This window comes from Noviherbaspirillum sp. L7-7A (genome assembly GCF_019052805.1).
Classification (GTDB): Bacteria; Pseudomonadota; Gammaproteobacteria; order Burkholderiales; family Burkholderiaceae_D; genus Noviherbaspirillum_A.
The window spans coordinates 2,421,509-2,446,444 of record NZ_JAHQRJ010000001.1 but is presented as its reverse complement, the minus strand read 5'-3'; the positions used below and the strand labels follow the sequence as shown (position 1 = coordinate 2,446,444).

The 24,936-nt window shown below is 64.8% G+C and carries 21 protein-coding genes and 1 tRNA gene; 8 read left to right on the top strand and 14 right to left on the bottom strand.

What is annotated here, in order from left to right; all coding sequences use genetic code 11:
* Positions 1 to 159 precede the first annotated feature (159 nt).
* Entirely contained in the window at positions 160 to 843 is a 684-nt protein-coding gene (locus KTQ42_RS11080; RefSeq protein WP_217345550.1) for an SDR family oxidoreductase, read from the top strand.
* A gap of 67 nt (positions 844 to 910) precedes the next feature.
* Here KTQ42_RS11080 and msrA read toward each other — a convergent pair whose 3' ends face one another.
* From msrA to KTQ42_RS11060, 4 genes are all read right to left on the bottom strand, one after another.
* Complete coding sequence (gene msrA, locus KTQ42_RS11075) at positions 911 to 1,513, bottom strand: peptide-methionine (S)-S-oxide reductase MsrA (protein WP_249222723.1); 603 nt, start codon at positions 1,511 to 1,513, stop codon at positions 911 to 913.
* 81 nt (positions 1,514 to 1,594) lie between these two features.
* A complete protein-coding gene (locus KTQ42_RS11070) occupies positions 1,595 to 3,769 on the bottom strand; it encodes a bifunctional diguanylate cyclase/phosphodiesterase (protein WP_217345548.1) in 2,175 nt (724 codons plus the stop codon).
* Complete coding sequence (locus KTQ42_RS11065) at positions 3,766 to 4,554, bottom strand: alpha/beta hydrolase (protein WP_349292168.1); 789 nt, start codon at positions 4,552 to 4,554, stop codon at positions 3,766 to 3,768. Before KTQ42_RS11065 ends, KTQ42_RS11070 begins: the two co-directional genes overlap by 4 nt.
* A 328-nt stretch (positions 4,555 to 4,882) precedes the next feature.
* The gene (locus KTQ42_RS11060; RefSeq protein ID WP_217345547.1) at positions 4,883 to 5,686 is read right to left on the bottom strand and encodes a substrate-binding domain-containing protein; all 804 of its coding nucleotides are present in this window, start codon (positions 5,684 to 5,686) and stop codon (positions 4,883 to 4,885) included.
* A 96-nt stretch (positions 5,687 to 5,782) separates the two neighbouring features.
* Here KTQ42_RS11060 and KTQ42_RS11055 point away from each other — a divergent pair, with 96 nt between their 5' ends.
* Both KTQ42_RS11055 and KTQ42_RS11050 read left to right on the top strand, forming a co-directional pair.
* Positions 5,783 to 6,940, top strand: coding sequence for a substrate-binding domain-containing protein (locus tag KTQ42_RS11055; protein ID WP_217345546.1), 1,158 nt, complete (start codon positions 5,783 to 5,785; stop codon positions 6,938 to 6,940).
* A gap of 146 nt (positions 6,941 to 7,086) precedes the next feature.
* The gene (locus KTQ42_RS11050) at positions 7,087 to 8,391 is read left to right on the top strand and encodes a carbohydrate porin (protein WP_217345545.1); all 1,305 of its coding nucleotides are present in this window, start codon (positions 7,087 to 7,089) and stop codon (positions 8,389 to 8,391) included.
* Between the two features lie 99 nt (positions 8,392 to 8,490).
* Here the strand turns inward: KTQ42_RS11050 and KTQ42_RS11045 are convergent.
* From KTQ42_RS11045 to mutL, 3 genes are all read right to left on the bottom strand, one after another.
* Positions 8,491 to 8,567 (bottom strand) — tRNA-Met (locus KTQ42_RS11045).
* Between the two features lie 69 nt (positions 8,568 to 8,636).
* The gene (gene miaA, locus KTQ42_RS11040) at positions 8,637 to 9,599 is read right to left on the bottom strand and encodes a tRNA (adenosine(37)-N6)-dimethylallyltransferase MiaA (RefSeq protein ID WP_217345544.1); all 963 of its coding nucleotides are present in this window, start codon (positions 9,597 to 9,599) and stop codon (positions 8,637 to 8,639) included.
* Between the two features lies 1 nt (position 9,600).
* Positions 9,601 to 11,502: a DNA mismatch repair endonuclease MutL gene (gene mutL / locus KTQ42_RS11035; protein WP_217345543.1), complete on the bottom strand. Its 1,902-nt coding sequence runs from the start codon at positions 11,500 to 11,502 to the stop codon at positions 9,601 to 9,603.
* A 134-nt stretch (positions 11,503 to 11,636) separates the two neighbouring features.
* Here mutL and KTQ42_RS11030 point away from each other — a divergent pair, with 134 nt between their 5' ends.
* The gene (locus KTQ42_RS11030) at positions 11,637 to 12,281 is read left to right on the top strand and encodes a VTT domain-containing protein (protein WP_217345542.1); all 645 of its coding nucleotides are present in this window, start codon (positions 11,637 to 11,639) and stop codon (positions 12,279 to 12,281) included.
* A gap of 21 nt (positions 12,282 to 12,302) precedes the next feature.
* Here KTQ42_RS11030 and KTQ42_RS11025 read toward each other — a convergent pair whose 3' ends face one another.
* Positions 12,303 to 13,658 carry an N-acetylmuramoyl-L-alanine amidase gene (locus tag KTQ42_RS11025; RefSeq protein WP_217345541.1) on the bottom strand — a complete coding sequence of 452 codons (1,356 nt, stop codon included), beginning with the start codon at positions 13,656 to 13,658 and terminating at the stop codon, positions 12,303 to 12,305.
* A complete protein-coding gene (gene tsaE / locus KTQ42_RS11020; RefSeq protein ID WP_217345540.1) occupies positions 13,622 to 14,107 on the bottom strand; it encodes a tRNA (adenosine(37)-N6)-threonylcarbamoyltransferase complex ATPase subunit type 1 TsaE in 486 nt (161 codons plus the stop codon). Before tsaE ends, KTQ42_RS11025 begins: the two co-directional genes overlap by 37 nt.
* 32 nt (positions 14,108 to 14,139) lie before the next feature.
* On the opposite strand from tsaE, the gene queG reads away from it, so the two are divergent.
* Positions 14,140 to 15,255 carry a tRNA epoxyqueuosine(34) reductase QueG gene (queG, locus tag KTQ42_RS11015; RefSeq protein WP_249222722.1) on the top strand — a complete coding sequence of 372 codons (1,116 nt, stop codon included), beginning with the start codon at positions 14,140 to 14,142 and terminating at the stop codon, positions 15,253 to 15,255.
* On the opposite strand, the gene KTQ42_RS11010 is transcribed toward queG, so the two are convergent.
* From KTQ42_RS11010 to KTQ42_RS10995, 4 genes are all read right to left on the bottom strand, one after another.
* Positions 15,238 to 16,128: an AEC family transporter gene (locus KTQ42_RS11010; RefSeq protein ID WP_217345538.1), complete on the bottom strand. Its 891-nt coding sequence runs from the start codon at positions 16,126 to 16,128 to the stop codon at positions 15,238 to 15,240. The two genes, queG and KTQ42_RS11010, sit on opposite strands and share 18 nt — an antisense overlap.
* A gap of 185 nt (positions 16,129 to 16,313) precedes the next feature.
* A complete protein-coding gene (locus tag KTQ42_RS11005; protein WP_217345537.1) occupies positions 16,314 to 16,946 on the bottom strand; it encodes an HAD hydrolase-like protein in 633 nt (210 codons plus the stop codon).
* Between the two features lie 3 nt (positions 16,947 to 16,949).
* Positions 16,950 to 17,540, bottom strand: a complete 591-nt coding sequence (locus KTQ42_RS11000) for a response regulator (protein ID WP_217345536.1) — start codon at positions 17,538 to 17,540, stop codon at positions 16,950 to 16,952.
* Positions 17,541 to 17,636: 96 nt separating this feature from the next.
* Positions 17,637 to 19,658: an ATP-binding protein gene (locus KTQ42_RS10995; protein ID WP_217345535.1), complete on the bottom strand. Its 2,022-nt coding sequence runs from the start codon at positions 19,656 to 19,658 to the stop codon at positions 17,637 to 17,639.
* A gap of 152 nt (positions 19,659 to 19,810) precedes the next feature.
* Between KTQ42_RS10995 and KTQ42_RS10990 the strand changes: the two genes are divergently transcribed.
* From KTQ42_RS10990 to KTQ42_RS10980, 3 genes are all read left to right on the top strand, one after another.
* Complete coding sequence (locus KTQ42_RS10990; protein WP_217345534.1) at positions 19,811 to 20,815, top strand: TRAP transporter substrate-binding protein; 1,005 nt, start codon at positions 19,811 to 19,813, stop codon at positions 20,813 to 20,815.
* A 92-nt stretch (positions 20,816 to 20,907) separates the two neighbouring features.
* Positions 20,908 to 21,477: a TRAP transporter small permease gene (locus tag KTQ42_RS10985; protein ID WP_217345533.1), complete on the top strand. Its 570-nt coding sequence runs from the start codon at positions 20,908 to 20,910 to the stop codon at positions 21,475 to 21,477.
* Positions 21,474 to 22,757: a TRAP transporter large permease subunit gene (locus KTQ42_RS10980; protein WP_217345532.1), complete on the top strand. Its 1,284-nt coding sequence runs from the start codon at positions 21,474 to 21,476 to the stop codon at positions 22,755 to 22,757. The genes KTQ42_RS10985 and KTQ42_RS10980 overlap by 4 nt, the downstream gene beginning before the upstream one ends.
* A gap of 1,196 nt (positions 22,758 to 23,953) precedes the next feature.
* Here KTQ42_RS10980 and KTQ42_RS10975 read toward each other — a convergent pair.
* Positions 23,954 to 24,841 (bottom strand): RMD1 family protein, encoded by an 888-nt coding sequence (locus tag KTQ42_RS10975; protein ID WP_217345531.1) that lies wholly within the window; start codon positions 24,839 to 24,841, stop codon positions 23,954 to 23,956.
* Positions 24,842 to 24,936: the final 95 nt, after the last annotated feature.

Sequence of the window (24,936 nt, the reverse complement as noted above, 5' to 3'; positions counted from 1 at the left end):
CGACAGCAAAAACCGATCACCGCCCGACATGCATGCACTTTCACTGGCAAACCTCCGCGCTCACCTGATGTGCTGGTCCATCACGCTGACTATCATGGTGGTGGACGATGCCGCCATGCTGGCGCTGATGTTCTGCTGACCTGAAAAAGGACATTCCTTATGACCATGCCCGACCTGGCCGGCAAGCGGGTGCTGATCACCCAGGCCGACGCTTTCATGGGGCCGACGCTGTGCGAGGTGTTCGCCGAACTCGGCGCGCAGGTGGTGGCCGACACCCGGTCGCTATGGCCGCCCGAGGCGCCCGCCGCGGCGCTGGCCGAGGCGGGCGATATCGATGTGCTGCTCCTGAACCTGGCAGTGCCGGCGCCGACCTCCGGCGTCACCGATGCCACCGACGAGGAATGGGCGCATGTATTCGGCCACATGGTGGACCCGATGGCGCGGCTGGTGCGCGTTGCGTTGCCTGCGATGATTGCCCGCCGCGCCGGCAAGATCCTGCTGATGGGCAGCGCCTCGGCCTTGCGCGGCATGAAGCGCACCTCCAGCTACAGCGCTGCCCGTGGCGCGCAGCTGGCCTACATCCAGGCGGTGGGCGTGGAAGTGGCGCCGCACAATGTGCAGGTCAATGCGATCGCCCAGAACTTCGTCGACAACCCCACTTATTTTCCGCCCGAGGTGCAGGCGTTGCCGGCATTCCAGGAACGGCTGCGGCGCGAAGTACCGCTGGGCAGGCTGGTGTCGCCGCGCGAGGATGCGCTGTTTGCGGCATTCCTGTGCAGCGACGCGGCGGCGTGTTTCGTGGGGCAGGTGTTTCCGGTATGCGGTGGCTGGGTGGCGCGCTAGCGCCTGTTATCAACATCGGCATGGGCTGGAAGCACCCGGCCCCATCCTTGCGCCAGGCAGGACCGCTTTAATGCGGCTCACCCCATAACTCCCTGAGCCGTGCATCGCGGCCGCAGTTGTGCCGGTAGAACTTGTAGCGCACCGGATTCTTCTTGTAATAGTCCTGGTGATATTGCTCGGCCGGATAGAACGCTCCGGCGGCCGTCACTTCCGTCTCGATCCGTGCGAAGCGTTTTTCCTTTTCCAGCGCCGCCTTGCTGGCAAGCGCCGCTTCGCGCTGCGCCTGGTCCTGGTAGTAGATGGCGGTGCGGTACTGTGCGCCGCTGTCGCAGAACTGCCTGTTCTTCACGGTCGGGTCGATATTGCGCCAGAAATGCGTCAGCAGTTGCGCATAGCCGACCTGGGACGGATCGTATCGGACCCGCACCGCCTCGGCATGGCCGGTACGGCCGGCGCTGACCTGCTGATAGGTAGGGTTCTTTTCCGCGCCGCCGGTATAACCGGATTCGGCGGCTATCACGCCGGGCAGTTTTTCAAAATCCGCTTCAACGCACCAGAAGCAGCCGCCGGCGAAAATCGCCGTGGCGCTCTGGCCCGCCGGCGGTGCGGGACTGTCGGCGGCCATCGCGTGGCTCGCTACGAGCAGAATGCTGGCGATCATGTGTTTCATCGCATGCCTCCTCATCGGGAAGGGGATGTGGAATGGTGGCGCCGGGAGCCGGCCGCCGCGTCATACCAATCGGGATTGGTATCAGGCCACGGCCTGCCAGCCGCCGGTGCCCATCGGCACCGGCTTCTGCACGCCGTAGCCCTGTGCGTAATCTACGCCGATTTCCCGCAGCGCATTGAGCACGGCGTCGTTCTCGACGAACTCGGCCACGGTGCGCAGCTTCATCACATGGCCGATGTGATTGATCGACTCCACCATCGCGCGGTCGACCGGGTCGTCCAGCATGTCCTTGACGAAGCCGCCGTCGATCTTCAGGTAGTCCACCGGCAGATGCTTCAGATAGGCGAAGGACGACATGCCGCTGCCAAAGTCGTCCAGGGAAAACCGGCAGCCCATTACCTTCAGTTCCCGGATCAGCGTGGTTGCCTGGCGCAGGTTGGCAATGGCCGCCGTCTCGGTGATTTCGAAGCAGATCCGCCCGGGGTCGGCGCCGTGCTCGCGAAAGCTCTGCTGCACGAAGGCCAGAAAGGTTTCATCGCAGACAGTGGCGCCGGAGAGGTTGATGGCATAGGTCGTTGCATTGGCGGCGGCATGCGCCAGCACGGTGCCGATGATCCAGCGGTCGATCTGCGGCATCAGGCCGTAGCGTTCAGCCGCGGGGATGAAGGCCGCCGGCGCAATCAGGCCGCCATGGCGGTCCAGCATGCGCACCAGCACTTCATGATGCTGGTCCGCGGCATTGTCCGGCCCCAGGCCCTGCAGGCGCTGGGTATAGAGCACGAAGCGCTGCTCGCGCAGCGCCTCGTGGATGCGACCGACCCAGTTCATTTCGCCTTCGCGCTGCCGGATCGCCTGGTCGTCGGCCGACGACAGGTGGACCCGGTTGCGTCCCCGTTCCTTGGCGATGTAGCAGGCCGCGTCGGCCACCCGCAGCGCATCGGTAATGGACATCCGGCCCGGCGCCAGCAGCACCGCGCCGATGCTCACGCCAATCGGAAACACCTTGTCGGACCAGACGAAATGGAAGTCGGACACGGTTTCACGCAGCCGCTGCGCCACCGTCAGGCCCTGCTCGGGCGTGGCGCGGCGCAGGATCAGGCCGAACTCGTCGCCGCCCAGCCGGGCCAGGGTGTCGTTGTCGCGCAGGTCGCCCAGCATGATGGTGGCCACCTGGCGCAACAGCTCGTCGCCGGCGGCATGGCCGCAGGTGTCGTTGACGATCTTGAACTGGTCGAGGTCCAGATAGAGCAGCATGTCGCAGCCCTTGGCGGGCGCTGACAGCAGCGTCGCCAGCCTGCGCTCGAACTCGCTGCGGTTGGTCAGGCCGGTCAGCGCGTCATGGGTGGCCTGGAAGTGCAGCCGGGCCTGCATTTCCTGGGCTTCCGTGACGTCCCGGATCGCGATGACGGCGCCCACCAGTTCGCCTGCGGCATCGTGCATCGACTGCGCCGACAGCGTCACATGGGCGGTTCCGCCGGCGGGGCGATACAGCTTGGCCATGCTGTGGTCCGGCTGGCCTTGCGCCGGCCGGGTGGCCGAGGCCAGCAGGGCCGCTGCCTGCGCCTCGCCTATGGGCAGCACCTCGGCCAGCAGCCTGCCCTTGACCTCCCTGCGGCGTTTGCCGGTAATGGCTTCGGCCACCGGATTCAGATAGGTGACATGGCCAGCCACGTCGGTGGCGATCACGCCGTCGGCAACCGAATTGAGGATGACCCGCAGCCGCTCCTGCTGTGCATGCAGCGCGGCGTTGGAGTCCATCAGCTGCTGGTTCAGCGCCTCGAGCTGCCGGCTGGACTGCTCGGAGGCCTGGCGCGCCTTGAGCAGTTCCTGCTCGTAGCGCCAGCGGTCGGCGGCGTTGAATACGGTGATGCGGCGCACCAGCGCGCGCCCCTGCTCGTCATTCTTTTGCCGGATATTGACCAGGGTCGGCAGCCGCTCGCCACTGCGGGTAATGATTTGGTAAGCCACTTCGTCGATGCGGCCCTGCAGATGCAGCAGGGGCCAGGACTGGCTCTGGAAAAAGATGCGCGCGGCCGGCGTCAGGAAGTCCTCGAAGCGCTTCTTGCCCAGGATTTCGCTGCGGGCATAGCCGGTGCTGTCGAGGAAGGTCTGGTTGACCTTGATGATCCTGCCATCCGGCCCCGTCGAGAGGTAGCCGCATGAAGCATGCTCGTAGATTTCTTCGACGCTTTCTTCCAGCAGGGTGGAATGGAGCTGGCAGTGGCCTGCCTGAGAAGGTTCGTCGCCGGATGTCATACGAAGGCGCGAATCGCGGCGATGGTTTCTTGTGGCGCGGACATATGCGGGCAGTGGCCCACCGCCTGCATCCTGACCAGGGTGCTGTTCGGCATCTGGCGGTGCATGTAATCGCCCACCACGACTGGCGCGATCGCATCGTCGGAACATTGCAGTATCAGCGAAGGCCGGGTCAGGCGCGGCAGATCGGCCCGGTTATCGCCGAGGAAGGTGACACGTGCGAACTGCCTGGCGATTTCCGGGTTGGTGCGGCAGAAGCTGTTGTAGAGCTCGTCCGCCAGTTCCGGCTGGTCGGGCTGGTTCATGATCACCGGCGCCATGCTGGATGACCAGCCGAGGTAATTTGCGCTGAGCACCTCCAGCAGTTCATCGATGTCCGCCCGCGTGAAGCCGCCAATATAGTCGCCGTCGTTGATGTAGCAGGGGGAGGGGCCGACCAGCACCAGGCGGTCGAATCGTTCCGGAGCGCGGATCGCTGCCAGGATGCCGATCATTGCACTCACCGAATGCCCGACATAGATCGTCTGCCTGATGTCGAGTTCGTCAAGGATGTCGAGCAGGTCTTCCGCGTAGCCTTGCAGCGAGCCATATCGCTGGGCATTGTGCTGCGCCAGGTCGGAATTGCCGGCGCCAACATGGTCGAACAGCACGATACGGTATTGCGATGAAAAGGCCGGCGTGATGAAGCGCCACACATTCTGGTCGCATCCGTAGCCATGGGCGAAGACCATGGTTTTTGGTCCGTTGCCGATGATGCTCACATTGTTTCTCTTCAGGACTGACACGATTTCCACTGCCTTTTCTAGTGATGCGGTGTTGCCGCCGTTGCTGCGAATCGGGAAATGCGGCGCATGCATGGATTTGCCTGTCCCCGTTGCACGGAATGCAAGCTGATTTGGCAGCCAGAAGTCAACCGGAATCCCATGTCAACAACAGGGTGATGCATGGTAACTACTTCCGGTTGCGAATGGCAAATGATTTTTCTTTTGGGAAATTGTGTGCGCGCTTTGCACAAAATTTCGCACAAACTCTGCAAGGTTGTCTGGTCAATAATGCAGGAAGATCATGTGCCGCCCGGTGTGGATAGCCTGGCCCGGCAGTATTGTCCAAGCCTCAGTTCTTTGCCGAAGGGAAGAACAGCTGCTGGCCATCCACCTTGAAGCTGGCGATCCTGGCCTGTCCTTCGGCGGAAGTGATCCATTCGATCAGCTGCGTTGCGCCCTTGTAGTTCACCGCAGGATGGCGCGCCGGATTGACCGCTATGATGCCGTACGGGTTGAACATCTTCGGGTCGCCTTCGACTTCGATGGCCAGGCCGGTCTTGGCCTTGTAGGCGCCATAGGTGGCGCGGTCGGTCAGGGTATAGGCCTGCATCTCCGCCGCCATGGTCAGCACCTCGCCCATGCCCAGCCCGGCTGAAACATAGGCGCTGCCTTCGGGCCTGGCGCCGGCTTCCTGCCAGTAGGTTTTCTCCATCTGGTCGGTGCCGGAGTTATCGCCGCGGGAAATGAACTTTACCTTGCTGCCGGCGATTTTCCTCATCGCCTTGAGCACCTCCCTGCTGCCCCTGATGCCGGCCGGGTCGGCTGGCGGACCAACCAGGATGAAGTCGTTGTACATCACGTCGCGGCGGTTCACGCCATGGCCTTCGGCGACGAACTTGTCTTCGGATGGGCGGGCATGGACCAGCGTCACATCGACATCGCCGTTTTTGGCCATCTCCAGCGCCTTGCCGGTGCCAACCGAGATCACATGCACCCGCTTGCCGGTCCTGGTTTCGAAGGCCGGGAGCAGGTATTGCAGCAGGCCGGAATTCTCGGTGCTGGTGGTGGTGGAGAGCCGGATCACTTCCTGGCCCATTGCCGGCAGCGCCGCTACCGTTGCCGCCACCGCAAAAACCAGCACGCGTCGTTTCATGTTCAGCACGTTTTTCCCCTGAAGTGTTCGCCGTATTTGGGCACCGTGCTATGTTACGCATCGAAAATTAACCGCTCAATATGAACGGGCTTTCCTATGTTGCGCATAAAAATGGCCTATACCCTGGTGCAGGAAACCGGTACCCAGGCCCAGCTCGATAATCCGCTGTTCGACATGCTGGCCGCGATTCACCAGACCGGCTCGGTGGCGCAGGCCGCACAGCGGCTTGGCCTGTCCTACCGGCATGTCTGGGGCGCCCTGCGGAAATGGGAAAGCCAGCTCGGTTCGGATCTGGTGGTATGGAACCAGGGCAGGGGGGCGCGCCTGTCCGGCTTTGGCGAAAAGCTGCTGTTTGCCGAACAGCGCGCCAAGGCGCGCGCGCTGCCGGAACTGGAAAACCTGCGCGCCGGCATGGAACGGGAATTCGCGCTGGCTTTCGATCCGGAGGTGCATGTGCTGTCGCTGCATGCCAGCCATGACCTGGCTTTGTCGCGGCTGAAGCAGTACACCGAGCGCGAAGCCAGGCTGCACCTGAACCTGCACTTCTGCCCGAGCATGGAATCGATCGAGGCGATGTCGTGCGGCGAATGCCTGCTGGCCGGCTTTCATGTCAGCGAAGACCGCGCGCCCGGCAGCCTGACCCAGAAGGCCTTCAAGAAGCTGCTCAAGCCCGGCAGGCACAAGCTGATCAATTTCCTGACCCGCCAGCAGGGCATGATGGTGGCCGCCGGCAACCCCATGCGCATTGCCGGGCTGGCCGACCTCAAGCGCGCCGGCGTGCGCTTCATCAACCGCCAGCCCGGATCAGGCACCCGGCTCGAAATCGACCAGATGCTGGCGCGTGAAGGCATAGACAGCGGCTCGGTCATGGGCTACGACAATACCGAGACCACCCATCTGGCCGTCGCTGCCGCCGTTGCCAGCGGCGCGGCCGATGTCGGCATCGGCATCGAGGCCGCCGCCGCCCAGTTCGGGCTGGATTTCATCCCGCTCGGCCGCGAGCAGTACTACTTCGCCTGCCTGAAGGAGACGCTGGACACGCCGGCCGTGATCCGCCTGCGCGAACTGTTGCGGCAGCAGCAGTGGCTGGAAGCGATCGGCAACATGCCGGGATACAATGCGCAGTCCAGCGGGGAGGTGGCAGCGCTCAGGAAGGCACTGCCGTGGTATGCGTTCCGCAAGCCCAGGGGAAGGGCGGGCGCCGATACTGGCGGCCAGGCCGCCGCGGATGCACGGGTACCAGCAACGCAATGACCGGCGCCAGCCTGCCGCCGGAGAAATCGGGAGAACAAATCCCCGGCATATCGGTTGGGCGATGAGGCACTGGCAATGCAGACGTGAATCGGGAAATATCGTATGGAGAACATGATGCTCAGCCGACTGCGAAAGATGCAGGGCAAATGATCAGGGTTGCGGCCGGCCTGGCATTGAGCCTGAGCGTCTGCGCTGTCCAGGCACAGGACGCGGAGCGGGAAAAGCGCTGGGACGCCCGGTTCCAGGCAACGTATATCTGGCAGCAAAAACCGTCGTTCGATGCGGCTTACAGCGGCCAGAACAGTCTTCTGCCCAACAGGGAAAAGGCCTATACCTTCAGCAGCACTGCCTATCTCGGCTGGCGTCCGGCATCCGACCTGGAGATATGGTTCAACCCGGAAGTGGTACAGGGCGTGCCTTTTTCAGGCCTGCATGGCCTCGGCGGCTTTCCCAATGGCGAGCAGCAGAAGGTCAGCGGCCCGAACCCGACCTTCTACCGGTCGCGCCTCTTCCTGCGCAAGACCTGGGCCTTGGGCGGGGCAGAGCTGCCGGTGGAAGGCGAGATGAACCAGTTCGCCATGACGACCAGGCAGGAGCGTCTGGTGCTCACTGCCGGCAACCTGGCAGTCACCGACGTGTTCGATCCCAGCAGCTACGCGCACGACGCCCGCACCCAGTTCATGAACTGGACATTCCTCACTCACGGCGCCTTCGATTTCGCCGCCGATGCGCGTGGCTATTCCTGGGGCGCGGCGCTGGAGTATTACCGGGGCGACTGGGCAATCCGTGTCGGCAGGTTCATGCAGCCGGCCCAGTCCAACGGGCTGCGGCTGGACAGGCGCATCGGTCGCCACCATGGCGACCAGATCGAGGTCGAGCATGCGCATCAGCTCGCCGGCCGGCCCGGGCAAACCCGCTTGCTGCTGTTTCGCAATCATGCCCGCATGGGTGCATTCGACGATGCACTCGCCAGCGCCGCCGGCGCCATCCCCGACCTGGCCGACGTGCGGCGCGAGCAGTCCAAGCGCGGCGTGGCATTCGCGTTCGAGCAGGAGGTGCGGGACGACGTTGGCATCTTCGGCCGGGCAAGCCGCCATGACGGCCGCACCGAAACCTATGCCTTCACCGAGATCGACCAATCGGTGTCGACCGGCATAGCGGTCAAGGGACGCGCATGGTCGAGGCCGGAGGACACGCTGGGCATGGCCGTCGCGGTCAATGGCCTGAGTTCAGCCCACCAGCGCTACCTGGCCGCCGGCGGCCTCGGCGCCTTCCTGGGTGACGGCGCCCTGAACTACGGCCGCGAGCGCATCGGCGAACTCTATTACAGCCTGCGCCTGGCCAGAAGCGCCTGGCTCAGCCTGGACTACCAGCGCATTGGCAACCCGGGGTATAACCGCGACAGGGGACCGGTGTCGGTGGCTTCGGCGAGGGTGCATCTGGAGTTTTGAATGAGTGCCAGAACCAGGTGCGCCCGTCAGATCCGTCTTTTCACTTTATCAAAGACAGAAAAGCCGCTGATCCTTGCGAGTCAGCGGCTTTGGTATTTCTGGTGGTGATAGGTGGATTTGAACCACCGACCCCAGCATTATGAGTGCTGTGCTCTAACCAACTGAGCTATATCACCAAACGAGCACGAGATTCTGACCGGTTTGGCCGGAACTGTCAAGCCATAAGTTGCACCAGGGATGCAAAATCATCCGGCCTGCGCCATGTCGATCTGTTGCAGGATGCGCTCCGACGGCGACGGATGCAGGCAATCCACCACGATGCGGTCAGGCATGGAACGCAGCCAGGTGAGCTGCCTCTTGGCCAGCTGGCGGGTGGCGGCGAAGCCCTTGTCGCGCAGCCCTGCCTGGTCGATCTCGCCGTCCAGGTATTCCCAGGCCTGGCGGTAGCCGACGCAGCGCATGGACGGCAGATCGGGATGCAGGTCGCCCCGCGCGCGCAGGCGGCGTACTTCTTCCAGCAGGCCGCCATCCGGCGCTGACAGCATTGCGTCGAAACGCGTGGCGATGCGGGCATGCAGCTGGGCGCGGTCGGAAGGTTCCAGCGCAATGGGCAGCAGGCGAAAGGGCAGGGTGGCGGGCGGCGCCTTGGCCAGCAGGGCCGACATCGGCTGGCCGGTCAGGCGGATGACTTCCAGCGCGCGCTGGATGCGCTGGCTGTCATTGGGCTTCAAGCGCGCCGCGGTCGGCGCATCGAGTGCGGCCAGGCGCGCATGCAGCGCCGGCATGCCGAGTTCGGCGGCGTCGCGGTCGAGTTCGGCGCGCAGCGCCGGATCGGCGCGCGGCAGGTCGTCCAGGCCGTCGCGCAGCGCCTTGAAATAGAGCATGGTGCCGCCGACCAGGAGCGGCAGCGCGCCGCGGCCCTGGATTTCCCGCACCAGGCGCAGCGCGTCATCGCGAAACTGCATCACCGAATAGCTCTGGGCCGGGTCGATGATGTCGATCAGGTGGTGCGGCGCGGCCGCCAGTTCCTCGGCCGTGGGCTTGGCGGTGCCGATATCCATGCCGCGATAGACCAGCGCCGAGTCCACCGAAATGATTTCGCAGGGCCGCCGGCGCGCAATCTCCAGTGCCGCGCCGGTCTTGCCGGAAGCCGTCGGGCCCATGATGGCCACTGCCAGCGGCAGCGCCTGGCTTGTCGGTGCCTCCATGCTATTGACCGCGCAGGAACAGGCGGTCGAGCTCGGACAGGCCAAGCTGCACCCAGGTCGGCCGGCCGTGGTTGCACTGGTCGGCGCGTTCGGTGGCTTCCATCTGGCGCAGCAGCGCATTCATTTCCGGCACCGTCAGCGCACGGTTGGCGCGTACCGCCGTGTGGCAGGCCAGCGTGCCCAGCAACTCATTGCGGCGTTCGACCAGCACCCGCGAGCCGCCGTATTCGCGCAGGTCGCGCAGCACGTCGCGCGCCAGGCCCTGGGCATCGGCATTCTTCAGCAGCACGGGAATTGCCCGCACCGCCAGCGTGGTGGGCGACATCACCGCGATATCGAAGCCGAGCGCTTCCAGCGTTTCCCGGTTTTCCTCGACGGCGCCGACCTCGACCGGGTCGGCGAAGAACGTCACCGGAATCAGGAGCGGCTGTACCTGCACCGCGTCGGCGTCCAGCGAGCGCTTGAATTCCTCGTACAGGATGCGTTCATGGGCCGCATGCATGTCCACCAGCACCAGGCCGGCGGCGTTCTGCGCCAGCACGAAGATGCCGTGAAGCTGGGCCAGCGCGAAGCCCAGCGGGAATTCCTCGGCGTCCGCATTCCCGGTCTGGGACTGCGCGTGGGCGGCTGGCGCGGCGAAGGCTGCCGATGCGGTTGGCGCCAGGTCGCCGGCGTCGAACAGGCTGGCCGGCCTGGCGTCGCCGGCCGGCTTCAGGCCCGCGAACAGCGCGCCGTAGCTGGCGGTGGACTGGGCCACGCCGCCGCCGCTGCCGGTATCGCCGAAGCGTGGCGTGAACTGTGACGCGAACGTGGCCTGCTGCTGCGGCTGTGGCCGCCAGGGCGCCGTGCCCGCCAGCGTGGCGGCCGGCTGCGGCGCCGGCGCGGACCCGGCGGCGGTGGCCGAGGTCTGGGCCAGCGCCCGGCTGACGGCGTGGAACACGAACTGGTGCACCGCACGGCCGTCGCGGAAGCGCACCTCGATCTTGGACGGATGCACGTTCACATCGACCAGGGTCGGGTCCAGGTCCAGCCGCAACACGTAGGAGGGATAGCGGTCGCCATGCAGCACATCCTGGTAGGCGGCGCGCACCGCGTGCGTCAGCAGCTTGTCGCGCACGAAGCGGCCATTGACGTAGAAGTACTGGGCGTCGGCGCGCAGCCGGGCGGCGGTGGGCAGGCCGGCGAAGCCCTGGATGCGCAGCACGCCGCTGGCTTCCTCCAGCGGCAGCCTGGCCCGGGCAAAGTCGTCGCCCAGCAGCTGGGCGCTGCGCTTGTCCATCTCGCAGGCGGTCCAGTGCTCGGCGGTGCGGCCGTTGTGGCTCAGGGTGAAGGCGACATCCGGCCGCGCCAGTGCGATGCGGCGCACCACTTCCACGCAGTGGCCGTATTCGGTCTGTTCCGACTTCAGGAACTTGCGCCGGGCCGGCGTATTGAAATACAGGTCCTGCACATCGACCGTGGTGCCGACCGCGCCGGAGGCCGGCGCCGGCTCGCGGGCGCCGGGCGCAATTTCCCAGGCATGCGGCGCGTCGGCCGTGCGCGAGGTCAGCGTGACCTGCGCCACCGAGGCGATCGAGGCCAGCGCCTCGCCGCGAAAGCCCAGCGACAGCACGCTTTCCAGGTCGGACAGGGAGGCGATCTTGGAAGTGGCATGGCGCGCCAGGGCCAGCGGCATTTCCTCTGGCGGAATGCCGCGGCCGTTGTCGCAGATGGCGATGCGCTTGACGCCGCCCTGGTCGAGCTTGATCGTGATCTGGGTGGCGCCGGCGTCGAGCGCGTTTTCCAGCAATTCCTTGACCACCGCGGCGGGACGCTCGATGACTTCACCAGCCGCGATCTGGGAAATGAGCTGGTCGGAAAGTGGCTGGATGGCGCGTCGCGCCTGCTGTATCTGTGCATTCATACAGCGATTATAGCCTTGTGCAGACAGCAGGTTTGCGTGCGGTCGAGCGTTGAACGCCCGGGAAGGATGGCAGGCCGGGCAAGCCGTAGTGTATGATTTTGCGGCATTTCTTTAACATTTTTACAAGGAAAACAATGGACTTCATGCAACTCGTCGACATGATCCTGCACGTCGACAAGTCTCTCGGCAAGGTCATCGCCGAATATGGCCAGATGGTCTACGGCGTACTTTCCGCCATCGTGTTTGCCGAGACCGGCCTGGTCGTGTTTCCCTTCCTGCCCGGCGACACGCTGCTGTTCATCGGCGGCGCCTTTGCCGCGACTGGCGAGCTGAATGTCTGGCTGCTGATGGGCCTGCTGCTGTTCGCGGCGGTGGCTGGCAATACCGTGAACTACCTGATCGGCAATGCCATCGGCCAGAAGGTGTTTACCCATGACTATCGCTGGCTGGACCGCGCGGCGCTGGAAAAAACCCATGCCTTCTACGAGAACCACGGCGGCAAGACCATCATCCTGGCGCGCTTCGTGCCGGTGGTGCGTACCTTCGCGCCGTTCGTGGCCGGCGTGTCGAACATGAGCTTTGCGAAGTTCCAGCTTTATAACGTGACCGGCGCGCTGATCTGGGTGGTGGGCCTGGTGGCTGCCGGCTACTTCTTCGGCAATATTCCCATCATCCGCGACCACCTGACCACCATCGTGCTGATCGGCGTGGGCGCCGCGGTGATTCCTGTGGCGCTGGGCGTGATGCTGAAGTTCTTCCGCCGTTTCGCCCGCAGTTAACGAGGCGGGGACGTTCGCCGCTCAGGTCAGCTTGTTCCTGGCCAGCGGCGGATTCTTCGAGAAGTACTTGCGGATGCCGTTCATCAGCGCTTCCGCCATCTGGTCCTGGTAGCCATTGTCGGTCAGCCGCGCCTCTTCCTCCGGGTTGGAAATGAAGGCGGTTTCGACCAGGATGCTGGGAATGTCCGGCGCCTTCAAGACCGCAAAGCCGGCCTGTTCGACCGAGCGCTTGTGCAGCCGGTTGATGCCGCCGATTTCATTGAGCACCGCGCGCGCCAGCTTCATGCTGTCATTGATCTGGGCGGTGGTGGACAGGTCCAGCAGCACGCTGGCGAGTTGCCTGTCCTGGCCGCGCAGGTTGACGCCGCCGATCAGGTCGGCCGCGTTTTCCTTGTTGGCCAGCCAGCGGGCGGCGGTCGAGCTGGCGCCCTTTTCCGAGAGCGCGAACACCGAGGAGCCACGGGCGGTCGGCTCGACGAAGGCATCGGCATGGATGGACACGAACAGGTCGGCCTGCACCTTGCGCGCCTTCTGCACCCGCACCTGCAGCGGCACGAAATAGTCAGCGTCGCGGGTCAGCATCACCCGCATGTTGGGCTGCTGCTCGATCTTGGCCTTGAGCCGCTTGGCAATGGCCAGCACCACGTCCTTCTCGAAGCTGCCGGAAGCGCCGACCGCGCCCGGATCCTCGCCGCCATGGCCAGGGTCGAGCGCGATGGTGATCATGCGGTTCAGGTTGGGCGGCGCGTCTTCCTGCGGCTCTTTCCTTGCGATCTGCGGCTCGGACGGCTGCGGCCTGGGCGCCGGCCGGTTTTCGAGAGCGGGCGCGCCGAATTCCGGCGGCAGTTCCCGGGAAGGCCCCTTGGGCAGTTCCTTCATCCAGTCGCCCTTTTCAATCAGCGCGGCGATCAGGTCGGGCGGATTGACCGGGTAAAGGTCGAAGATCAGCCGGTGCTGGTAGCTGCCCACCGGCGGCAGCACGAACACCTGCGGCCGCACTTCCTCCTTCAGGTCGAACACCAGGCGCACCACGCCGGGCCGGTTCTGTCCGACCCGCACCTGCCGGATGTAGGGGTCGTTGGACTGGATCTTGGCCACCAGGCTCTTCAGCGCCGGGCTCAGGTCCAGGCCCTCGATGTCGACCACCATGCGTTCCGGGTCCTTCACCAGGAAGTGCGTAGTCTTCAGGTCGCTGTCGTTTTCCAGCGTGACGCGGGTATATTCCTCGGCCGGCCAGACACGCACGCCCACGATCTGCGCGGCACGCGCCGGCGCCGGGCCCATCACCGACAGCAGCAGGGTGCCGCCCGCCTTGAGCAGCACGCGGCGGTTGCGCGACGTCACAGGTTGGGCGCGAAGTGCAGGCGTTCGAGACATTGGGAACCGTGGGGAGACAGGGCCTGTAATTCTACCTTACGGCCTGTGCCATGCATGGTGAGGAAGACGTTGATGTCGGGCGGGGGCAACACGTCGCCCGCCTTTTCCGGCCATTCGATGATGCAGACGGTGCGGTGGTTGAAGTAGTCGCGAAATCCGGCATCGAGGAACTCGTCCGGGCCGGCCATGCGGTACAGGTCGAAATGCACCACTTCCACCGGCTGGCCGCCCAGTTCCACCGTGTAGGGCTCGGCCAGGGTATAGGTCGGGCTCTTCACATGGCCGGGATGGCCGGCCGCATGCAGCAGCGCGCGGGTCAGGGCCGTCTTGCCGGCGCCGAGGTCGCCATGCAGGTAGATCGTCAGGCCCGGCGCCAGCGCGCGCGACAGCGCCGCGCCCAGGGCCAGGGTGCCGGCTTCATCCTTCAGTTCTGCTTCGAAATGCTGCATCTTTTAAAATGGCTGGCTCAGAGAAAACGGGATTGATCATTGTGCAACACGAAAGCGCTATCGACCTTGATGCGCTGGCCCTGGCCATCAAGGCCTGGGGCCGCGAGCTTGGCTTTGCCGATGTGCGCATCGCCGATGCCGACCTGTCGGCCTCCGAACCGGGTTTCGAGGCCTGGCTGGCGGCGGGCTTTCATGGCGAGATGGATTATATGGCAGCCCATGGCAGCAAGCGTACCCGTCCGGCCGAACTGGTGCCCGGCACCCGGCGCGTGATCGCTGCGCGCATGGACTACCTGCCGCCCAGCGCCGGCCCGGACTGGCGCGAGCGGGAAGCGGCGCGCCTGGCCGATCCGCAGGCGGCGGTGGTGTCGGTGTATGCCCGCGGCCGCGACTACCACAAGGTGCTGCGCAGCCGGCTGCAGCAGCTGGCGCAGCGGGTGGAGGCCGAGGTCGGCGCCTTCGGCTATCGGGTTTTTACCGATTCGGCGCCGGTGCTGGAAGTGGCGCTGGCCGACAAGTCCGGCCTCGGATGGCGCGGCAAGCACACGCTGCTGCTCAACCGCGACGCCGGTTCGATGTACTTCCTCGGCGAAATCTATACCGACCTGGCGCTGCCGGTCGATGCGCCGGTCAGCGCCCATTGCGGCGGCTGCCACGCCTGCATTACCGTCTGCCCGACGCAGGCCATCCTCGGCCCGCAGCGCATGGATGCGCGGCGCTGCATTTCCTATCTGACGATCGAATTGAAAGGCAGCATACCGCTCGACTTGCGGCCGCTGATCGGCAACCGGGTATTGGGCTGCGACGACTGCCAGCTGGTCTGCCCCTGGAACAAGTTCGCCCAGCGCGCCAGCCTGCCGGATTTCGACGTGCGCAATGGCCTGGACCAGGCAACGCTGTCGGAACTGTTCGCCTGGACCGAGCAGGAGTTCGACCAGCGCCTGCAGGGCAGCGCGATCCGCCGCATCGGCCATGAGCGATGGCTGCGCAACATCGCCGTCGGCCTGGGCAACGCGGCCGATGCCGGGCTGGCCGGCGATGCCGGCATCGTTGCTGCCCTGCAGTCGCGCGCGGAACACGACTCGCCGCTGGTGCGGGAGCATGTGGCCTGGGCGCTGGCGCGCCATGCGTCAGCGCGCCAGGGATAGCCAGAGCGGCAGGGTGGCGATCGACACCAGGGTGCCGGCCGAGATGATGAAGGCCACCAGCGGCGCATTGCCGCCCAGCCGCGCCGCCAGCACATAGGCGCTGGAAGCGGTGGGCAGGGCGCCGAACATCACCAGAATCTGCAGCTGCAGCCAGGGCAGCCCGAACAGGCGGCCCAGCAGCATCGCCAGCGCGGGCATCGCCAGCAGCTTGACCGCGATGAAGTAAGTCGACATCGCCTTGCCTTCCGACAGCCCCGACAGCCGCAGGCCGGCGCCGACCAGGATCAGGCCCAGCGCGATCGACGCATTGCCCATGCGCGACAGCAGCACGCCGGCCACTTCCGGCATCGGCAGGCCCGACAGGTTGAACAGCACGCCGCTGCCGGTGGCCAGAAGCAGCGGATTCTTCGCCAGTTCCCTCGCCAGGCCGCCGCTCTTGTGGACCAGCGCATGAACCGCCGCCATATTGCACAGCGGGACGGCAAAACCAATGATCAGCGCCATCATCGAGGTGCCGTTCTCGCCGCCCAGGCGGTAGGCAATCGCCAGCGCCATATAGGAATTGAAGCGGAAGGCGGTCTGCAGCGCCGACTCGAAGCTCATCGGCCCGACCTTGAACAGCGGCCTGGCCAGCCAGCCCATTGCGATGCCGCCCAGCACCAGCAGCAGCGCCGCCTGGATCAGCCGGCCGGTGGCGGAAAAGTCCAGCGGCGTGCGCGAGGTGGAGTAGAACAGCAGCGCCGGGAACAGCACGTAGTACACCATCTTTTCCAGCCCGGCCCAGAACTCGCTGCCCCAGCGGGTAATGCGCATCAGGATCACGCCGAGCAGGATCAGGGAAAAATCGGGCAGGAGAATGGAAGCGATGGACATGGAGGGACGCTGTCTTGCCGTGCGGCGAAAGGCCACATGTTACCGGATGAAAAGCCTGGAGCCTGCGTGGCGCAAGGCGGTGAAGCCGAAGTGCGCTGTTTTCTTGCGCGTTGTAGCCGACTATCGTTCTGCGGCACAGGCTCCCGGCCGGCTGCGTAATGAGTCGGGATGGGTCGGAATGGCTATCAGGCCAGACCCAGATACTGGCGCAGCTGCGCGACGGTGTGCGCCAGCGTGTCCGGCTGGTGTGCCGCCAGGGCGTCCGGCAGGGTATAGCCCCAGCCGACCGCGGCCGCCGCCGCCCGCACGCCGCGGGCGGCTTCGATATCGCGGATTTCATCGCCGATGCACACGGTCTGGCCCGGTGCGAAGCCGGTGCGCGCCAGCAGCGCGCGCAGCCTGCGCTTCTTGCCCATGAGCGACACGCCGCAATCGAGATGGCGGATCAGCGCGCTCAGCGTGGGACCGAGCACGGCCTGCACGTTGTCGCGGGAATTCGAACTCAGCACCGCCAGTTCGACGCCGGCGCCGGCCAGGTCGCGCAGCAGGGCCGGCATGCCGTCGAACAGCGCAATCTGCGCCGTCCTGCCCGCCATCAGGCGCCGGAAGTCCATCGCTACCAGCGGCACCTTCCATGCCGGCAGGCCGACATGGCGCATCAGCTGCCTGGCGTCGAGCCGGCGCAGTTCGTCGAGATTGCCGCGGTCCAGCGGGCGGAATCCGTGGACACGGGCCAGTTCGCCGAAGCTGGCGAGAAAGAAGGGAAACGAGTCGGCCAGCGTGCCGTCGAAGTCGAATACCGCGAGCCTGTGCTGCACGGCTTACTTCAGCAGCCGCGCCAGTTCGACGGCGGTCTTGACGTTCATCTTGTCGAAGATATGCGCCCGATGCACTTCCACCGTGCGCATCGAGATGCCCAGGCAATCGGCGATCACCTTGTTCATCTTGCCTTCCAGGATCAGGTCCAGCACTTCCCGCTCACGTGCCGACAGCGCCGCCAGGCGGTCATGGATGGCGGCCGAGGCGCCGGCGCTGCGCGAGGCGGCCAGCGCTTCCTCCACCCGGTCCATCAGGCTGTTGTCGTTGAACGGCTTCTCGAAGAAATCGAAGGCGCCGCGCTTCAAGGCGCTGACCGCCATCGGCACGTCGCCATGGCCGGTCAGGAAGATCACCGGCAGCCGCGCCGTCAGGCCGCGTGCGTCCAGCGCCTCGAACAGCGCGATGCCGCTGGTGCCGGGCATGCGAATGTCCAGCAGCAGGCATTCCCCGCCCTCATCGAAGCCGGGCCGCGCTTGCAGCGCGGCGAGGAAAGCATCGGCGCCGTCGTAGGCGGCCGCGGCAATGCCGCGCGACTGCGCCAGCCAGGACAGCGCGTCCCGGATCACTTCCTCGTCATCGACAATGTGCAGCATCCGTGTTCCCGGTGAAAGATGGTGGGCGGCGAAGGTGGTGCCGCGGGCTCTGGCAAGGCAGTGTAACGAAAATCCGCGATGCCATTCTGCGCCGCCTCATGGCGCCGGCAGCGCCGCATCCGCGGCACGGGTCATGACCGGCAGGGTGAAGCGAAACACCGTGCCGCCCTGGGGATTGTGGCTATGGCTCAGGGTGCCGCCATGGAATTCCACCACCGTGCGGCAGATGTTCAGGCCCATGCCCATGCCCTCGGATTTGGTCGAGAAGAAGGGCGAAAACAGCCGCTCTGCCACTTCGTCGGGTATGCCATGGCCCTGGTCGATCACGGAAATCGCGATCATCGGCGTGGCCGCGCTCCGGTCCAGGGCGGCATGGATGCGCAGGATGCGGCGCGCCGGCTGCACCGTCTGCATCGACTCGATCGCATTGCGGGTCAGGTTCAGCAGCACCTGCTCCAGCATCACGCCGTCGCCCAGCACCCTGGGCAGGCCGGGCGCGCTGTTGATCTGGATGGCCACGAAGAACTGGCGCGCCTGCAGTTCCACCAGCGGCAGCAGGCCGTCGAGCAGCTGGCCGACATCGATCGGCACCCGCGCCGGGTCGCGCTTCCTGACGAAGGCATGGACGCTGCGGATGATCTGGCCGGCGCGCTGCGCCTGGGCGCTGGCCTTTTCCAGCGCGCTTTTGAGCATGCCATGGTCGACGCCGGACGCCGGCGACCGTTCCAGCATGTTCAGTGCGCCGGTGGCATAGCTGGAGATGGCGGCCAGCGGCTGGTTCAGTTCATGCGCCAGGGTGGACGCGATCTCGCCCATGCTGGCCAGGCGGGCGCTGGCCTGCAGCTTTTCCTGCTGCTGGCGGTTGATGTTCTCGGCGCGCCGCAAGTCGGAAACATCGAGGATCGAGCCCATCCAGCCGGTCTGGTTGCCGGCGTCGTCGAGCAGCGGCGCTTCGAACACCAGCACCGGGAAGCGCTCGCCGTCGGCGCGCTGGAATACGGTTTCAAAGCGCGGCGTGACGCTGCCGGCCAGCACCCGGGAAAACCGGTCCTGATATTCATTCATCGCTTCCGGCGCCCAGTAGGGCATGGGCGGCAGGCGGCCGATGATGTCCGACGCCGGCAGCCCGACCATCTGGCAGAACGCCGGATTGACATAGGTAACCCGGCCTTCCAGGTCGCGTGCCCGCAGGCCGGTGACCAGCGAGTTTTCCATTGCGGCGCGAAACGACACCTGCTGGCGCAGCGCATCCTCGGCCGCCAGCCGGCGGTTGATGTCGCGCCACAGCGCCGCCAGGCTCCACAGCAGTCCCAGCGACAGCACGATCACCGAGCCTACCAGCAGGTTGGGCAGGAGCCGCGGCGCGCTCTTGATGCTGTTGGTGCGCAGGTTCAATGCCACGCCCGGCAAATCAAGCGCCCGGGTATGGGTGTAGACACCGCGGCCGGGGCCGCCGGAGGCTCGCCGGTCGAGCACGGTGTCGTCGCTGTCGGTGAGCAGGATCTCGTTATCCTGCGCAAACCACCACGGCACCAGCTGGTCGAGGATGCTGGCGGTGGAATAGGTCGCCACCAGGGTGCCGCGATACTCGCTGCCGCGCAGGAGCGGCACGTAATAGTCCAGCGTCATCCCGCCGCTGGCCGAGCGCACCGGCTGGCTGTACATGGGCGTGCGGGTTGCGCGCGCCTTGTCCAGCGCCTGGCGCGAGGCTGGCGGCAGCTCGGCCAGCTTCAGTTCGGTGCCGTCATCGGTGGCATTGACCTGTTTGCCATCGGCATCCAGCCAGGTGACCCGCGCCAGTTCCCGGCTGTTGCGCAGCAGGGCGTCCAGCCTGTCGTTCCATTTGCGGCCTTCCAGGTAGCCGGCCAGCATGTCCGAGGCCACCAGGCGCAGGCTCTCCTCGTTGCGCCCGAGCTGGAAGCGCACCGTCTGCTCCACCCACAGCGTATCGGCGATCAGCTGTTCCTGGCGCTCGGTCGATTCCATGTGCTGCGCCTGCCAGGGCAGCCAGAGCAGCGCGAACACGAACAGCAGCAGCAGGAAAACCGGCAATAGCCAGCGCCAGGCATGCTTTCTACTGGGAAAGCCGGGAAGTGGAAAGAAGAGGGGGACACGCATAACGGAAATTGTATCTTTGCGGAAACATCAAGTCTGGCTTTGGCTATTGTGGTTATCCACAGTTGTGGCATTGAAACCACTTGCAGAGAATGTTCTGCCTGTTAATTAACAGCAAGAAAAACAAGAAACATTCTTATCCATCTGGAGAAACCATGAAATTCAAGTCCCTTTACCTGGCGCTGGCTGGCGCCGCCATCGTGGCCGGACCGTCCTTTGCCCAGAGCCCCATCGTCATCAAGTTCAGCCACGTGGTGGCGAACGACACCCCGAAGGGCAAGGCAGCGGAGCGTTTCAAGGAACTGGCGGAGAAGGCCACCAAGGGCCGGGTGAAGGTCGAAGTGTACCCGAACAGCACGCTCTACAAGGACAAGGAAGAAATGGAAGCGCTGCAGCTGGGCGCGGTGCAGATGCTGGCGCCGTCGCTGGCCAAGTTCGGGCCGCTGGGCGTGAAGGAATTCGAGGTCTTCGACTTGCCTTATATCTTCCCCTCCAAGGACGTGCTGTACCGCGTGACCGAAGGCCCGGTCGGCAAGGAGCTGTTCAGGAAGCTCGAACCCAAGGGCATCACCGGCCTGGCCTACTGGGACAATGGCTTCAAGATCATGTCGTCCAACAAGCCGATGCGCACGCCAGCCGACTTCAAGGGCATGAAGATGCGCATCCAGTCGTCCAAGGTGCTGGACGCGCAGATGCGCGCGCTGGGCGCGAACCCGCAGGTGATGGCCTTCTCCGAGGTCTACCAGGCGCTGCAGACCGGCGTGGTGGACGGCACCGAGAATCCGCCCTCCAACCTCTACACCCAGAAGATGCATGAAGTGCAGAAGCATGTGACCGTGTCCGACCATGGTTACCTGGGCTATGCGGTGATCGTCAACAAGAAGTTCTGGGACGGCCTGCCGGCGGATGTGCGCACCCAGCTGGAAGTGGCGATGAAGGATGCGACCAAGTATGCCAATGCCATTGCACAGCAGGAGAACGACAGGGCCATGGCGGCGGTCAAAGCGTCCGGCAAGACCGAGATCTACGCTCTGAACGACAAGGAAAAGGCCGAATGGCGCAAGGCGCTGGCGCCGGTGCAGAAGGACATGGAAAGCCGCATCGGCAAGGCCACCATCGACGCGGTCAACAAGGAAGCGGCCGCGCTCGGCAGCAAGTAGGCACAAGCGGCCTGCTCCAGGAGCCTGCCGGCATCGCGCTGGCAGGCCGCATTGCGTCGGGCGGACCATCCATGCGTCGGCAGGAGACACCCATGAAAATACTGGACCATCTCGAGGAATGGCTGATCGCCAGCCTGATGGCGGCGGCGACCATCGTCGTCTTTGTGGCGGTGGTGCACCGCTACATGTCCGGCTGGCCGATACCGGGCCTGCAGGACTGGCTGATACAGCTCAACACCAGCTGGGCGCAGGAACTGACGATCTACATGTTCGTCTGGATGGCCAAGTTCGGCGCCGCCTATGGGGTGCGCACCGGCATCCACGTCGGCGTCGACGTGCTGATCAACCGCATGAACGGCGCCTGGTACCGCCGCTTCGTGGTGCTGGGCCTGCTGGCCGGCGCGCTGTTTACGGGCATCGTCGGCACGCTGGGCGCCACCTTCGTCTACGAGCTCAGCCATACCAGCAGCACTTCCGAAGTGCTGGAAATCCCGATGTGGATGGTCTACCTGGCGGTGCCGCTCGGTTCCTACCTGATGTGCTTCCGCTTCCTCCAGGTGACCTGGCGCTTCCTCCGCACGGGCGAGCTGCCCAAGCATGACCATGCCCATGTCGAAGGCATCGACCCCAATGAGGAAGACATCGCGGGAGCCAAGGTATGAATGCGCTGATCATTTTCGTCCTGCTGCTGGCGCTGATGCTGACCGGCATGCCGATCTCGATTTCCCTTGGCCTGACGGTGCTGACCTTCCTGTTCACGATGACCCAGGTGCCGATCGAGTCGGTGGCGCTGAAGCTGTTCACCGGCATCGAGAAGTTCGAGATCATGGCGATCCCGTTCTTCATCCTGGCTGGCAATTTCCTGACCCATGGCGGCGTGGCGCGGCGCATGATCAATTTCGCGTCGTCCATGGTGGGCCACTGGCATGGCGGCCTGGCGCTGGCGGGGGTGATGGCCTGCGCGCTGTTTGCCGCGGTGTCCGGCTCCAGCCCGGCGACCGTGGTGGCGATCGGCTCCATCATCATGCCGGCCATGGTGCGCCAGGGTTATCCCAAGGGCTTCGGAGCCGGCGTGATCACCACCTCGGGCGCGCTGGGCATCCTGATTCCGCCGTCGATCGTGATGGTGATGTATTCGGTATCGACCAACACCTCGGTCGGCAAGCTGTTCATGGCCGGCGTGGTGCCGGGCCTGATGCTGGCCACGCTGCTTGGCCTGACCACCTGGTACCTGGCGAAGAAGCACAACTACCCGCGCATGCCGCGCGCCAGCTGGGCTGAACGTCTCACCGCCTTCCGCAGGAGTGCATGGGGCCTGCTGCTGATCGTCATCGTCATGGGCGGCATCTATACCGGCGTATTCACGCCAACCGAGGCGGCCGCGATGTCGGCGGTGTATGCCTTCGTCGTCGCGGTCTTGGTCTACAAGGACATGGGCATGAAGCAGGTGCCCAAGGTACTTCTGGACTCGGCATCGATGTCGGCCATGCTGCTCTACATCATCACCAACGCGGTGCTGTTCTCCTTCCTGATGACCTCGGAAAACATCCCGCAGGCAATGGCTGGCTGGATCATGGACAAGGGATTCGGCGTGGTCAGCTTCCTGCTCGTAGTGAATGTGCTGCTGCTGTTGGCCGGCAATGTGATGGAGCCGTCGTCCATCGTGCTGATCATGGCGCCCATCCTGTTCCCGGTAGCGATGACCCTGGGCATCGATCCGGTCCACTTCGGCATCATGATGGTGGTGAACATGGAAGTCGGCATGTGTCATCCGCCGGTGGGCCTGAATTTGTATGTGGCCTCGGGCATTACCAAGATGGGCATCAGCGAGCTGACGGTGGCGGTGATGCCGTGGCTGCTGACCATGCTGGGTTTCCTGCTGCTGGTGACTTATGTACCGCAGATCTCGCTGTGGCTGCCCAATCTGCTGTATGGCAGCTGAGCGGCGCTGAGACTGGGTTGACATCGAACCACCGCGCTCTGGAGCGGCGGTTTTTTATCGTGGTTCGGCAATGGCTTGAACTGGCGACAGTCGTCGAGAATCAGGCTTGCAGTTGCAGTTGCAGTTGCAGTTGCAGTTGCAGTTGTTGTTGTTGTTGCCCTTGCCTTCGTCTTTCAACTCCCCGTTGAGCGCGCCGTGTCGGCGGTGCCCCGAGCGGGAAAAGGTGCGGCGTCTGTCTGAGCGAAGCGCAGCGTAGCGAGTTTAGCCGCGCCCCGCTCGGGGCACCGCCGACACGGGAACCCCGCGCAGCGGGGCGCGATCACCGGGGCCGCCTTTTTTGGTTACTTTTTTGGCGGAGCAAAAAAGTAAGCCGGCCGCCGGGACGGACTCCCGGCTTGTCTCCATGGCAGTGCAATCGCATTGCGTCACCCGGCAAGGCACGGGCAGCACTGTCGTCGTTGAAGTTGACTTTTGTAAGCGAGCTCTGCAAACGTCAAGAGCAACTGCTGCTTCGCCGTGACGCCTTTGCGCCTGATGACCCAATACGCATGTCCTTGCATCATGACCACGCCGGGAGTTCGCCCCGGCAGGCGACCCTCTTTTTTGCGTCGCCAAAAAAGAGGGGCAAAAAAGGCGACCCGATGATCGCGCCCCGCTTACGCGGGGTCCCCGTGCCGTCGACGCCTGAAGCGGGGCGCGGCTAAACTCGCTACGCTGCGCTTCGCTCAAACAGACGCCGCACCTTATCCGCTTCAGGCATCGCCGCCACGGCGCGCTCAATCGGGAGTTGAAAGACGACGGCAACGGCAACGGCAACGGCAACGGCAACGGCAACGGCAACGGCAACGGCAACGGCAACTGTCGCTGCGCGTGCTTCAAATGCAGCCGCAACGTTAGCCCCTTCGTAGGGTGCAATACCCGAAGGGCATTGCACCATTGGCCGCAAACCGGGGCCGCATTGTCGACCGACTTCCTTGATCAACCATCCGTGCAATGCCCCTGTGGGGTATTGCCCCTACGATGCCGCGCCTTCGACTTCACGCATCGCTGTCATGGCGCGCTCAACGGGCAAGCTGGACGGCAAGAGCAACGGCTAATTCAATTTCAACGGCGAGGTGAAATCGCCGCAAAGGCACCACACCCTGTCAACGTGCCACCACATCACATTCCTTCACGCTCATCCCCGGCGAGCCCTTCTAATGCGCGAAATGCCCATACAGCGACACCACCAGCTCCATCACGATCAGCATCACGATATACCACTCCACCCGGTGCGAGCTCTTGTAGCGCACCGTCTCCAGCAGTGTCTCGGCGGTGCGCACCAGCGTGGCCAGCTTGCGCTCCAGCGCCTTGGCGCGGTCGATGATTTCATAGTCGCCTTCCAGCCGCGCATGCAATCCCTCCAGGTGGCTGTTGCTCCATAACAGTTCGGGCTTGTCCATCACCTCGGCCCGGCTGGTCAGCCTGTGTTCCGACAACAGCATGTTGCCCACTGCCCGCATCAGTTCCTGCGAGCGCACCGAGAAGCGGCCATCGTCTGCCAGGTCCTGCGCCAGGGGCTCGATGCGGTCGAATTCGCCGGCCGAACGGCGCTCCTGGAAGGACAGCATGGCCGCCTTGGACATCACTTCCGCCAACAGTTGCAGCCGGTCGCGGTCGGCTGCGTGAATATGGATGGCATTGCCAACCGGGCCCTCGTGGGTTTCCGCATCCACGATGACAGTCGCTTTTTCCTCGGCCAGCGCATCGCCCTTGCCGGAGCTGGCCGGGCCAATGCTGGCCATGAGCCATTCGCGGTCGCCGGCTTCCTCGGCGAAGAAGGCGACCGCGCCATAGCGGAAGATGGCGGCCACGCCGGCGCCGGGCAGGCGCACCATCAGCGGCGACTGCGCCACCATCGGCAGGTGGGCCAGCGCCTTGATGTCGATGCGTTCGGCGACGATGGCCACGGCGGCGGTGAACTCGGTGGCGGTGATCAGCGGCTTGCCCTCGCGGCGCACGATGCGCTGGGTGCGGGACTGGCGGCGGCCGGCACGCGGCGTCCAGTTGATCGCGGGCCGGTGCGGGACGGATTGTTGTGTCATTGTTTTTCTCCCCGTAAATGGAAAACGCGTTCCTGCTCAGTAACGCAGCGCGCAGGCAGGTATGCAGTTGAATGGAGTGGGCGGTCTTTCCACTG